Source organism: Microbacterium sp., assembly GCF_036566905.1.
Classification (GTDB): domain Bacteria; phylum Actinomycetota; class Actinomycetes; order Actinomycetales; family Microbacteriaceae; genus Microbacterium.
This window is the reverse complement of record NZ_DATCVK010000005.1, coordinates 23,507-36,253: the sequence shown is the minus strand read 5'-3', so window position 1 is coordinate 36,253 and position 12,747 is coordinate 23,507. Positions and strand designations below refer to the sequence as shown.

Genomic DNA, 12,747 nt, shown 5'->3' with positions numbered 1-12,747 from the left:
GTTCCCATGTCCTCGACTCTCACCGTCACCCCCATCGACCAGCTGGCCGACGCCGTCGGCTGCGTCGTGCTCTACCCCGGCTCACCCGAGTACGACCTCGCGCGCCGGCTGTGGAACGCCGATATCGACCGCCGACCCGCTGCCATCGTGCGGGTGCGCAGTGCGGCGGATGTCGCGGCGGCGCTGCGCTGGTCGACTGCCAACGGGTACCCGATCACCGTCCGCAGCGGCGGTCACAACCTGGCCGGCACCGCCGCGATGGACGGCGCCGTGCAGATCGACACGCGCCTCATCAACGACATCGAGATCGACGAGACGGCCGGCCTCATCCACGTGGGCGGCGGCTGCAACTGGGGGCAGGTGGACCGCGCCTGCGAAGGCACCGGTCTCGTCGTGCCCGCCGGCGTCGTCTCGCACACGGGCGTTGCGGGACTCACCCTCGGCGGCGGCTTCGGCTACCTCGCGCGCCAGCACGGCGCGACAGTCGACCACCTGGAGTCGATTCAGGTCGTCGTCGCCGACGGCAGCGTCCTCGAGGTCAGCAGGACCTCGCACCCCGACCTGTTCCGCGCCATGAAGGGCGCCGGTCACAACTACGGCGTCGCCACGCGCTTCACCTTCCGGCCGCAGCGCCTCGCGGGCCCCGCGACGGTGCGCCTTGCCCTGTTCGCTGCCGACGACCGTCGCGCGGTCATGCAGCGCTTCGCGGAGCGCGGCATCGGGATGCCGTCGGAGGTCGGCACCTATCTGCGTTTGTACCGCGCCCCGGAGTTCTGGACCCAGATCCCCGCCGAGCACCGCGGCAAGCCGATCGTCTCCGTCGCGACCATCCGTTACGGCGACCCGGCTGACGAGCCCGCGGCCACCGCGCCCATCTTCGAGGGCTTCACGCCCATCTACCTGGACGTCCGGACGATGCCGCACGTGACGCTGCAGCACCAGACCGACGACGAGTTCCGCTACGGCCTCCGGCACTACTGGAAGCACACCTTCATCGAGGAGCTCACCGACGATGTGATCGACACGGTCATCGAGCAGTCCGACCGGTACCCGGGCCGCACCCTGAACTCGAGCGCGTACATCTCGCACCAGGTGATGTGCCCGTTCGAGATCATCGCCGGCCCCGGCACCGCGCGCGAGGGGCGTGACGACGCGCTGCCGACGGGTCGGGTCATGAACTACTCGGCCAACATCGGCGCGGACTGGGAGTACCCCCTGGAGAAGGCGCCGCTCGTGGAGTGGGCGCGCGTGTTCGCCGAGGCGCTGGCGCCGTCGAACCGGGGCACCTACATCAACTTCACGTCGGTGCAGGGCGATGATGCCGTGGCCCGGGCCGTCTACGGCGAGAAGTACGAGGATCTCGCGGCCACGAAGCGTCGCTACGACCCCGAGAACGTGTTCCGCCGCGGCCTGGTCGACCTGTCCGATCCTGGTGACGATGCGGGTGCCGACGCATGACCGGCATCCGGGTAGGCACCGACTCCACGAAGCTGCCGGGCGCGCTGGCGCACGACGCGACATGGGTGATCGAGCGCGTCGCGGAGCTCGGACTCGATGGGGTGTTCTTCCGCGACATCCTCGACCTGAGCCCGAACCTTGACGCGGCGGAGCTCGCCGACGTGGCCGCCGCTGCGCGTGAGCGGGGCCTCTACCTCGAAGCGGGTGCCGGCAAGGTGAATCCGTTCGCCATGCCGGAAGACGCGACGACCCGCCGCCTCGGCGACGGCGACTGGCTGACGGGGATGTCCTCCAAGCTTGAGGCGGCGGCTCGATGCGGCATCCGCGAGGTGTGGACGGCGACGGCGAACTACCAGTTCCGTCTCTCTGGAATCCGTGCGTGCGATCGCTTCCGCACCGACGTGTCGTGGCCGGAGCAGCTGGCGGCGACAGCGCGCGTACTCGCGATGCTCGCGCCCGTGCTGCGGGACCTCGGGCTGCACCTCAACCTCGAGACGCACGAGGAGATCACGAGCTTCGAGGCCGTGCGACTGGTGGAAGAGGCCGGGCCCGACGCGTTCGGCATCACCTTCGACTCGGCGAACGTCGTCGTGCGCGGCGAGGAGCCCGTCGCCGCAGCCCGCCGCGTCGCGCCGTACACGCGTCAGACGCATCTGCGTGACGTGGTGCTCGTCCCCAACGAGCACGGCATCGGGCGACTCATCGCGCCGATCGGGCAGGGCGTCATCGACTGGGACGGCGTTCTCGACGCCCTGTCGATCGCACCGGCGCGGCACTACTCGATCGAGGGGGTGTTCCCGGGAATGCGAGAAGAGCCGGGCACCGAGATGTCGCTCTTCGTCGACGATCCCGAGTGGCGCGCGTCGCACGTCGATCTGACCGACGACGAGCTGGCGTGGGCGCAGCGTCAGGCTGCCGCTCATGCCGCGGGCGGGGCCCCCGGCGAGGACCTGCTGCGCGCGACGGTGACCGATGCGGCCGCGACGGACTTCATCGTCGACAGCGCACGCGAGCTGCGCAGCCGCCTGCTGAACCGGGCGCCGCTGCGCGCCGTGACGGTGTGAAGGGAACGGATGCTGCTCCTCAACGTGACGCTGCCGGACGGCAGCTGCGCCGACGTCGCCATCGTCGGCGATCGCATCGACCGCATCGTGCCGGCAGGCTCGCTCTCTGCAGCATCCGCGCTCTCGTCCGTGGGGGTGGCGGCGAAGACGGATGCCGACGCCCGGGCCATCGGCGACCGTGACGCCATCGATCTCACGGGGCACATGCTGCTGCCGGGATTCGTGAACGGGCACGCGCACCTCGACAAGACGCATCTCGGCGCACGGTGGCAGCCGCACCGCGAGGGCGGGACCGTGCGTGCTCGCATCAACGCCGAGCGGGACCTCCTCGCCCGGCTGGACGTGCCGGTGCGTGATCGAGCGGGCGCGCTCGCCGAACTCATGATCGAGGCGGGAACGGCAACGGTGCGCACGCACGTCGACATCGACCCGGTCGAGCTCGACGGCGACGGCCCGCGGTCGCTCGACACCGTCTTCGCGATCGCCCAACGGCATGGCGTCGGGGTCGACATCCATCTTCACGCCGCAGATGCCCACGCGGAGCGGGAATACGGGCTGCCGGATCGTGGCCCAGCGACGGCTCACGGTCCATGCAGCCGAGGGTCGGCTCGAGGTCGTCTGACGACCGATCTTTCCATCCGAAGCACCCGAGAGAACTCAGAGAAAGGCAGAACAATGGCACGCAAACAGGTTCGACGGCGCACCCTCGTGCTGGCGACGTCCGCATCGGCGGCGATCCTCCTGGCCGGATGCGCCGGCCCGTCCGACACCGGAGACGGAGAGTCGCCGCAGACGATCACCTTCGCCTACTCCATCGCCGCCGACGCGCAGGACTGGTATGAGAAGCTCGCCCAGGGCTACATGGACAGTCACCCCGGGGTCACCATCGATATCCAGAAGTACGGCCTGGACAACTACCCGACGCTCCTCAACACCCAGCTCAACGCGGGGAACGGCCCCGACGTGTTCTACGCGCTGTCGGGCACCGGTCAGAACCCGTCGGTCGGCCCCCTGGCCGAAGCCGGCCTCGTCCTGCCGCTCGACACCGAGGTGCTCGAGGATGCGCTGCCGGAAGCCGTCCAGGCCGGCTGGGTGTTCGACGAAACGTTCTACGGCGTGCCCACCTCCGTGCAGGTCAACGGCCTCGTCATGAACCCGGCGCTGGCGGAGGACACCGGCATCGAGTGGACGGCCGAGACGACCCTTGAAGACCTCGCGGCGCAGTGCGGCGACGCGGCCGACGACGGCGTCGCTGTGCTGGGACTGGCCGGAGCGGTCCCCACTGCGCCTGCCATCACGACGCTCGGCTTCGCGGCGAGCACGGTCTACGGACCGGAGCCCGACTGGAACGACCAGCGCACGGCGGAAGAGACCACGTTCGCCGAGTCGGACGGCTGGAAGGAAGCACTCCAGGCGGTGAAGGACCTCTACGACGCCGGCTGCATGCAGGGGGGCGCTGCCGGGGCCGGCTTCGACGCGCTGACGAACGGCGTCGCGGGCGGGACGATGCTCTCGTTCGCCGCACCGAGCAGCGCGACGGTGACTCTGGCGAACGCCTCTGGCGGCGCCCTCGAGATGAGCGTCCTCCCGATGCCGGCGCCTGACGGGATCGACCCGAAGCTGGTGCTCACGAGCACCGACGGCATCGCGGGGAACGCGAAGACGAAGAGCCCCGAGCTCGTCAAGGATTTCATCCAGTGGTCGGCCCAGCCGGAGCAGGCGACGATGATGGCCGAGATCCAGGGAACCCTCCCGCTGGGCGGCGACACCGCCGACTTCCCGGAGGCTTACCGGAGCTCGGAGGCGCTCCTGACCTCCGAAGGCACCCGGCCCTACCCGCCGGTCGACTGGCCCAACGGCGCCGTGTTCGACGCGCTCGGATCGGGCGTGACCGGCATCCTCACCGGGCAGCTCACGGTCGAGCAGGTGCTTGAGTCCATGGACAACGCATGGGGCTGACCTGAGCCGGGAGGGAGGCCACGACAGCGTGCCTCCCTCCCGATCAGGGAACGGATCCCCCACCACCACCGCCAACAGAAGGGTCCCGACATGACACCGACCCAAGAGGAGTTCCCCCGTCCGAGCGTTCAGGAGCGGGACCGGAGATGGGCGCTCGTGCGGGAGATCATGGCGGCGGAGGATCTCGCCGCGACCGTCGCCTTCGGCAGCGCTTTCGACCGCACGGACGTCTACCTCGCGGGCGAGGCGATTCCCGGTGGAGTCGTCGTGGTCCCCAAGGAAGGAGAGCCGACGCTGATCACCGCGGTCGGCGCCGTGGCCTTGCTGCGATTCGACGATCAGGGAGAAAGGCTCGCGGGTGCGCGGTGGATCGCCGACCTGCGCACCGGGCCGCCGCCGCTGCTGATCGCCGACGCACTGCGGCCGCTCCGCCGTCAAGGGGCACGAGTGGGGGTGATCGGACTCGGCGGTGCGTCGCCGTTCGGAGGCGGAATCCCCCATGGCGCCTGGGAGATGATCCAGGCCGCGACCCCGGATGTGGAGTGGGTCGACATCGGCCTTCCCTTCGCGCGGGCGCGCCTCGTCAAGAGCCCGGAAGAGCAGAGCCTCTTCCGCCACGCGGCACGGATCGGCGAGCGAGCCAGCCACGTCTTCCTGGAGGCGGCGCATCTCGGCGCCCGCGAGAGCGACGTGTATGCGGCGGTGGAGGCGGAGATCACGCGCCTCGGTGGGCACAGCGCTGGACCGGGGATGATCCTGCGCAGCGGAAACCCCGCTTTCGGCGGTCCGATCGAGTGGGGATGGGCCGGCGGAGAGCCGCCGGTTCTGCGCCCGGGTGACTCGATCGGAGCCGAGATCTTCGCCTGCTACGCAGGGCTCGAGACCCAGCAGCAGATGCATGTCCAGTTCGGCGCCGACCCCGGGCATCGGCGCCTCGCGGACGCCGCCAGAGCGGCGTACGAAGCCGGCATCGCCGCCATCCGACCCGGAGTGATGTTCTCGGAGGTCTACGCGGCCATGCACGCCGAGATCATCGCGGCCGACCTGTGGATCCGTCCGCCCGTCATCCAGACCGTGTCGCCCGGCCTGCACAACAGCCCCATGTGGGTCAACGCGCAAGGGCGGCCGGACCTCGAAGGCTATCCGATCCCGGACGTCGTTCCCGCGGACGGCGACTTTGAACTCCGGTCCGGCATGACGTTCGCCCTGCAGCCAGCTGCGCTCCTCGGCGTTCGCCAGGTCTGCATCGGGGGCGCCGTCCTCGTCGTCGATGACGGATGCGAGGAGCTCAACGACCTCGCTACCCGCCCGCATCTCGTCGGGCGGTAGTCGACCACGCCACCCGTCGACTCGTCGAATGCCCGCCGACGGTGCGGCTTTCGTGCGTCGCTGTGGCAACCGCGGAGCCCGTGACAGTCCCGGCGGTGACGAGCACGCCGCCCGCGATCAACGCGAAGCCGACCAGGTATCGCGCGGCGGCCCATACGCGGGCTCCCCTCGAGCTCATGCGGTCAGTGTCGCAGGCGCTCAGACGGACAGGAAGCCTGCGGCTTCGTGCGGTGGGCGACCGGCTCGCGGACTCGACAGGAATCCCACCTGAGACGAGCATGGCCGCATGGAAGTCATTCGCGTTCTCGCCGATCTGCATGTCGCTGACATCCCCGCCGCACGGGCCTTCTATACGGATTTTCTCGGGCTCAGCGAAGAGGACTTCAACCTGGGCTGGGTCGCCCGATTCTCCGCCCCCCAGCCGAGCACTTTCGACCAGACCGTACGTATCCAGCTCGTCACACGGGACGCGTCCGCTCCGCTGGATCCCGTCGCGTCGATCTTGACGCCGGACGTCACCGCGGCCTACGAGGAGGTCATGCAGCGCGGATACGAGGTCGTCTACCCGCTGACTCACGAACCCTGGGGCGTGCATCGATTCTTCGTCCGTGCTCCCGATGGCAACGTCTTCAACATCGTGCACCACGACAACTGAGGCGTACTCGATGAGAAGCGGGCCGCGGTCGTCGAAGACCCTGAGGGTTTCGTCGGTCCCGACGACGCCGTGACCGCTGATCGACGACGCGGTGCAGCAGTCGACCACCGGCGGTCACGAGTTGTGACATCCGATGACCCTTCGCCGAGTGGAGTGCGAGCGTTCTGCGCGTTCCCGGAAGTAGGCTGCGATCCGTGCCTGCCGTGCGCTTCTACTGGGTGGATGTCTTCGCCGACGTGCCGCTGACGGGGAACCCGCTATCGCTGGTCGTCGACGCTGACGCGCTCACCGAGGAGGAGATGCGGTCGATCGCGAAGGAGTTCAACCAGTCCGAGACGACGTTCCTGGTGGCGCCGTCCGCGCCGGGCGCCGACTACCGCCTGCGCTCGTTCACCGCGGCCGGCGTCGAAGTGCTCGGCGCCGGGCACAACGCGATGGGCGCCTGGATATGGCTCGCGGACTCCGGAGCTCTCGACGCTGGGCGGCAGCAGTTCGCCCAGCAGATCGGCGAGGACGTGCTGCCGGTCTGGATCGAACGGCCCGGTACAGGCCGGCCCCGGGTAACGATGCGGCAGGCCGCACCGCGCTTCCTTCATAGGAGCGATCGCACTGCCGAGTTCGCGGCCGCACTCGCACTGCCTGTCGTCTCACTGACGGGCCAGCCGGGCGAAGTCGTCTCGACCGGAGCGGAACATCTTCTCCTCGCGGTCAAGAGTCGGCAAGACGTCGATCGTGCAGCTCCGGATGCCGCCCACCTCAGGGCGCTGCTCGCAGACGTCGGTGCCGAGGGGTGCTACCTCTTCACCACGGACGGCGGCGACGACCGTGCCGACGCGTACGCGCGATTCTTCAATCCGACGGTGGGGATCGTCGAGGATCCGGCGACGGGTACAGCGGCCGGGCCCCTTGCGGCCCTCCTCCTCCGCGACAGTCATGCCACGAACAGAACTGTCTTGATCCTCCAGGGACAAGCCATGGGAAGGCCGAGTCTCCTGACGGTCAACGTCGACAGTGAACACGTGGACCTCTCGGGAAGCGGACTCGTCATCGGCGAGGGCTCACTGCGGCTGTGAGCCGCACGGCACCGCTCCGTCTGGGTGATTGCCAGGGAACCGACCTCTCCCACCACACCCCGAAGCGCGTCGCCGCCGTCATGAACGAACTCAACACCCGCCCTCGAAAGCTGCTGAACTGCGACACCCCCGCAGCACGCTTCAACGCCGCACGAACACCCCGCCCGATCGCCGCGATAACCTGCGCCGACCACGACATGTTGCGTCGACCATGAGAATCCGCCCCATCCCCTCCGGGCGTGATCGCGGGCAGGCTAAACGAGCATCTCGGTTCTGGGTAAGGCGTCCACACGTGGGTCCCCATGATTCGGTGTGACCTGCCTGGTTCCGACCACACCGATGAGCCCGCCCGCCGACCGATATCGAGCGCGACCCACCGGACCAGTTGCTTCCTAAGGAAGCACGATGGTCGACCCTCGTGTGACTGCCTCGGTTAGGTGGCCTCTGTTCTGGCATCGCTGAGGTGACGCGCCTATTCTCGGCGGCATGACTGAGCAGGGATGGCGGGCGTTTCTTCTTGCCGATGGTCTGGACGATTGGGTGATCCTTCATGGCGGGCCCACGGCCGTGTTCAAAGTCGGATCCCTTCACGCGGCTGCGCAGCTCGCGCTTGCCGTCGCCGAACTGCCCGGCCTCGAGCCACGCACTCTGCTGACCGTCGCCGTGAACCGTCTCACCGTGAAGCTCACCCGGGAGATGTGGGGCACGGAGGAACGACACATCGGTACCGCGCGCGCGATCTCGGCCCTGGCCCGGAAGCTGGGCGCAGTCGCCGACCCGGGTGCCGTGCAAGAGGTCCAACTGGCGATCGCCGCGACTCCCGACGCGATCGATCTCGGCTTCTGGCGCGCGGTCCTCGGCTATCAGCCCCTGCACGAAGACAACTGCATCGACCCGCTCGGACAGGGGTCCACGGTTTGGATGCAAGAGCTCGACCCCAGCAAGCCGCTCCGCCATGCCATGCACGTCGACGTCTCCGTCAGTCACACCGAAGCGGAAAGACGCCTTCGAGCCGCAGTGGACGCCGGAGGCCGGATCGTCGACGACGCCGAAGCACCGAGCGCCTGGATCCTCGCGGACCGCTCCGGCAACAAGGTGTGCATCGCCGCCTGGCCCGACGGCGCCCAGCCGACGAACCCGCCGGCGGCCGAGGAAACGGACCTGTAGTCCACTTGACGCGCTCGCCCGCGTCGCTCCCCACCCCATCGAGGGAGCGCACGCGTGGCGACCGACTTGCGGGACATGGGTGGCTGACCGCTTAGCGCTCGGTGAGAGCCTTGGCATAGGCCCTCACCGAGCGGTGGTAACGGGGCAGGGTCGGTTCGACGGCCTCTATTGCGACGCGGAGTGCCTCATCCTGTCGGCCGGCGCTGTGAAGGGCTAGTGCAAGGAAGACTCTTGGTGCGGCACCGGTGGCCGGGTGCTCAGGCGCGTCTTGGAGCATCGCGATTGCCTCGTCCACCCGACCGAGGTTCCGCAGCGTCGAGGCGTGCTGAACCACCATCTGCGCCGCCCGGCCGGCGTCTACGGTGTCTAGGCCGGCGGCAGTGGCGGCTGCGTAGTGCACGTCGGCCTCGGCCTCGTAGCCGGCGGAGTCGAAGGCGCCGCCGAGCTCGAACCAACCGAGTGCCGGGTGCGGTGCGGCACCGGCAAGGCCGCGCATGAGCTCGATTCGCCGCTGGTCGTCAATGGTCTCGTCAGCCCAGAGTGCGGCGACACGGCGTTCCCAATTCCCGGTACTCATCCGTCCAGGCTATTGCGCCGGGGTCGTAGTGCCCGCTGCCGTGAGACGTGAACAGCCGATCACACTCGCGCACGTTGATGGACCCGCGATCGGGCCACGGCGGCGGTCGACCAGTTCCGTCCTAGGAGTACTCGATCGCGGACCGGCTCGAGGGCTTCCCAGTGCAGAAGCTCGGGGCTCCTGCGCTCCGTTTGCGTCGTTATCTGCCCACCTGGCCCCTGGCGTGGGCCGGGATCTTCTGTCAGCATGCACGGCATCAGCGGTACACACGCAACGGAGAGGCTCGCGATGCCTAGGGAGATCATCACCACGCCGGACGCTCCGAGCTCACCGCTCTACAGTCAGGCCGTCCGGGCGGGGACGCACGTCTATGTCTCCGGCACGGTGGGCGTAGATGTGGGCACGGGTGCCCTTGCCGGCGACACCATCCAGGAGCAGACGCGGCAGGCGCTTGCGAACTGCGAGGCGATCCTGAACGCGGCCGGGGCGGGAATGGAGGACGTCGTCGAGATCGGCATCCTGCTCACCCGGCCCGAGGACTTCGCAGGGCTCAACGAGGAGTATGCACGCTGGTTTCCGTCAGCCTCACCCGCACGATACGTCGCAAAGCTAGGCGTCGAACTGCCCGGCATCCTCGTGTCCATCCGCGCAACCGCTGTCACCGCCTAGTTCGCGGCCCCGGCGGGACGTCCGCACAACGACCGGCAACCGCGCGGCGAGCTTCTCGCCGAGCACTGGCGCGGTGTTAGCGTTTGGTCGGGAACGAGGTGGAGCCGAATGCAGGGTCGGGTGCAGGTGCCCTGGGGCGCTGTCTATCTCGTGCTGTTCCTCGGAATTGGCCTTGCCGCGGCTCCGAGCATTTTCGTGTGGAACCTCATCCAAGCCGGTGGCGACTTGTCTGCGCGGGTCTGGTACGGGTCAAAGTGGGGATGGCAATCCCTCGCCGATGTCTTATCAGCGCTGGTTCTCTTGATGCCAATCATTCTTGTCGCGGAGGTCCTTGCGGTCCGCCATCTGGCGTCGTTGGTGCGCCGAAGCGCACAGGAGCGGGCGCGATCAGATCGCGAGTCGGCAAACCGAGACGGCTGATCCGTTGCGAGGTCGGGGACGCGCATCACGTGGCCCAAACTTCGTGCTTTCCCCGGGATCGCGGGCGCTGGGTCAGCTCGCATGCGGTAGTTGCCTTTCAGCGCCCGCCGAAGGACTGGTATGCGAGCGGAACAGTCTTCGCAGGTGACCTGGGTAGCGCGCCGCGTCTACAGAACTGCATCAATGTGACCCTGGTCGAGCCCGGGGGCTTCGACACCGACTGGGGCGGCGCATCCGCCACGGTCGCTGAGGCGCAACCTCAGTACGCCGCACTCCACGAGGGCATGGCCGCCCAGCGAACCAACTACGCAAGCCCCAAGCCGGTCGGTTTCGGCGCCGCGATCCTCAAGATCGTGGACGCCGAGAAGCCGCCCCTGCGAGTGTTCTTTGGTGAGCAGCCCGTGCAGATCGCCTCTCACATCTACCAACAGCGCCTCGCCGAGTGGGCCGAATGGGCCCCCGTCTCCCGTGAAGCCGAAGGCAAGTAACCGCCGGGCGAGAGAGCACTCACCGTGTTCATCGCGCGCCTGATCATCGATGCACTTCTGGTGCTGCCGCTGCTGGGCACCGGCGGCGGCAAGCTTGCACAGGCGAAGTCCTCTCTCGCCATCCGCGCGCCAGCCTGAATCTCAGCAACCCGACATGGAGAACGATCGGCGTCCTGGAGATTCTCGCCGTCCCCGGCCACATCGCCGGCATCCGGGTGCCGGCAGCGGGGGCTGGCTGCTCCGGCGGGAATCGTGCTCCTCAGGGTTGGCGCCCGTGGCCCAGCACTCGCCTGTTTCGAGGAGAGGCCGGACGACGGATCCTGCCGGACAGCGGCGGCGTCCCCGGCCCTGACCAGCTCAGCTTCTCGAGCGGTGGCTCGCAGGTGTGCAGACGTGGGCGCGCTCAGCCCATCGAGGATGCAGATTGTCGTGAGCCGAGGCGGCGGGGCATCCCGGCTGAAATCTCGCGGCGAAGCGCATCGCCGCCCTGGCCACGATCCGACGTCGGCGAGGGTGCACCCCCACCCTGCGGCTATCGTGCAGCGCCCACTTGGGGATCCTCGCTGAGCGCCCCGTTCAAGTCGCATCGCTGCAAGCGGGAGGGTGTCTACGATCCCGTTGGAATCAGCGCTGTGGCGAAGGCTGTCAGGAACGGAGACAGCACTCCGAGTATGGCGATGGGTCGTCGCACGTACGATCGATCGATCCCGAGGCGAACTACCAGACGCTCCCGCGCGGCAGCGCTTGCTTCATCTGGAACGCCCGAGGCGGTGTCCGGGGTCGCTAGGCTGACGAGTTCGAAGCCGGCCTCACGCCACGCGACCAGCACCGGGATGAGGATGGCAGCGAGGATCACCATGAAGAAGACGCCGTAGCCGATCACTTCCCACTGTGAGAAAGACTTCGGCGATACGCCGGCTTCGATCGCGACATTCCGCATGAAGGCGGTGTTGATGACCAACGTCGACAGCAGCAGCCCAAGCGCGAGACTGGATCGTTCGATCGCCTGCCAGACGGCGTCGAGTTCCCGGATCGCGGGCTGGAAGCTGCCTGTGCCGTTCTCCTTCATTCCGATCCGCAGTGATTGCACTCGTTCATCCGTGATCCAGAGGAGGAGCAGCCACGGAGCCGCCGACAGCCAACCGCAGACCATGAGGATACGCACGATCAGAGTCACGCCCGCGTTGAACGATCTTCCGCCCAGGGCGGAGGTGAGGAGAGTGAGGAAGACGGTCGCGGCCAGGCCGAGCACCACGAGGAGGGCGATCGCGAATAGGAGCCAGCGCACCCCAGGCTTCCAGGGCGCCTCAAGCCCACGCAATTGCCCGATTCCGCCGATCAACACGAATACCCACGCGACGAGGCCCACCGTCGCCGATGTGGCCCAGACCGCGAACGAGCGACTGGTCGACTCAGGATCACGGAGGATCGCTTCCAGTTGCAGCATCCCGAAGAAGATCACTCCGGCGACGACAACCGTGATCGTCGCCCGGACACCGGGCACCAGGTTCAGTGGCGAGCGATCCATCGTTCCTCCCGAATGGCCGCGAGACGGTGCGCGATGCCGGCGTTACGGAGTCGAGACGCGACGCGCTCCGGCGATCAGCGTGCCCTGCAGCCTCCGGACGACGGCCAGCTGATCGATCAGCGTGTCGGTGATGCCGAAGGCGAACACGTACTCTGCGGACGTCGTCCATCCCGGACGGCGGATGTCCTCGAGCACGGCCTCGAGCAGGCCACCGGAGTCCACGCTCTTCAGTTCGTCGATGGCCACCTTGATCCGCTCTGCGAGAGCATCGATGTCGTGTCCCAACTCGTCCATGACAGTTCCCCTTCTTGTGTGGGTTAGCAGTCGCCTGCCTCACTGGAAGAGGGCGCTCTCCGGCCA

Annotated in this window: 12 protein-coding genes; 9 read left to right on the top strand and 3 right to left on the bottom strand. The window is 68.1% G+C overall.

Annotation, left to right across the window (positions count from 1 at the left end; genetic code table 11):
* The first annotated feature begins 6 nt into the window (after positions 1-6).
* The 7 genes from VIP82_RS00370 (at position 7) to VIP82_RS00335 (ending at position 8,705) form a co-directional block, all read left to right on the top strand.
* The gene (locus VIP82_RS00370) at positions 7-1,458 is read left to right on the top strand and encodes an FAD-binding oxidoreductase (RefSeq protein WP_331905325.1); all 1,452 of its coding nucleotides are present in this window, start codon (positions 7-9) and stop codon (positions 1,456-1,458) included.
* Positions 1,455-2,522, top strand: coding sequence for a sugar phosphate isomerase/epimerase family protein (locus tag VIP82_RS00365; protein WP_331905324.1), 1,068 nt, complete (start codon positions 1,455-1,457; stop codon positions 2,520-2,522). The genes VIP82_RS00370 and VIP82_RS00365 overlap by 4 nt, the downstream gene beginning before the upstream one ends.
* Before the next feature lie 9 nt (positions 2,523-2,531).
* Positions 2,532-4,481: an extracellular solute-binding protein gene (locus tag VIP82_RS00360; protein WP_331905323.1), complete on the top strand. Its 1,950-nt coding sequence runs from the start codon at positions 2,532-2,534 to the stop codon at positions 4,479-4,481.
* Between the two features lie 90 nt (positions 4,482-4,571).
* On the top strand, positions 4,572-5,810 hold the full coding sequence (locus tag VIP82_RS00355) for a M24 family metallopeptidase (protein WP_331905322.1): 1,239 nt from the start codon (positions 4,572-4,574) through the stop codon (positions 5,808-5,810).
* 286 nt (positions 5,811-6,096) lie between these two features.
* Entirely contained in the window at positions 6,097-6,465 is a 369-nt protein-coding gene (locus VIP82_RS00350) for a VOC family protein (RefSeq protein WP_331905321.1), read from the top strand.
* Positions 6,466-6,659: 194 nt separating this feature from the next.
* Entirely contained in the window at positions 6,660-7,538 is an 879-nt protein-coding gene (locus tag VIP82_RS00345) for a PhzF family protein (RefSeq protein WP_331905320.1), read from the top strand.
* 486 nt (positions 7,539-8,024) lie between these two features.
* On the top strand, positions 8,025-8,705 hold the full coding sequence (locus tag VIP82_RS00335; RefSeq protein WP_331905319.1) for a VOC family protein: 681 nt from the start codon (positions 8,025-8,027) through the stop codon (positions 8,703-8,705).
* Between the two features lie 91 nt (positions 8,706-8,796).
* On the opposite strand, the gene VIP82_RS00330 is transcribed toward VIP82_RS00335, so the two are convergent.
* Positions 8,797-9,282 (bottom strand): tetratricopeptide repeat protein, encoded by a 486-nt coding sequence (locus VIP82_RS00330; protein WP_331905318.1) that lies wholly within the window; start codon positions 9,280-9,282, stop codon positions 8,797-8,799.
* A gap of 288 nt (positions 9,283-9,570) precedes the next feature.
* Here VIP82_RS00330 and VIP82_RS00325 point away from each other — a divergent pair, with 288 nt between their 5' ends.
* Together VIP82_RS00325 and VIP82_RS00320 are read left to right on the top strand one after the other, a co-directional pair.
* Complete coding sequence (locus VIP82_RS00325; RefSeq protein ID WP_331905317.1) at positions 9,571-9,951, top strand: RidA family protein; 381 nt, start codon at positions 9,571-9,573, stop codon at positions 9,949-9,951.
* A gap of 605 nt (positions 9,952-10,556) precedes the next feature.
* Positions 10,557-10,859, top strand: coding sequence for an SDR family oxidoreductase (locus tag VIP82_RS00320; RefSeq protein ID WP_331905316.1), 303 nt, complete (start codon positions 10,557-10,559; stop codon positions 10,857-10,859).
* A 607-nt stretch (positions 10,860-11,466) separates the two neighbouring features.
* Here the strand turns inward: VIP82_RS00320 and VIP82_RS00315 are convergent.
* Positions 11,467-12,321: a hypothetical protein gene (locus VIP82_RS00315; protein WP_331905315.1), complete on the bottom strand. Its 855-nt coding sequence runs from the start codon at positions 12,319-12,321 to the stop codon at positions 11,467-11,469.
* Positions 12,322-12,429: 108 nt separating this feature from the next.
* Positions 12,430-12,681, bottom strand: coding sequence for a hypothetical protein (locus tag VIP82_RS00310; RefSeq protein ID WP_331905314.1), 252 nt, complete (start codon positions 12,679-12,681; stop codon positions 12,430-12,432).
* Positions 12,682-12,747: the final 66 nt, after the last annotated feature.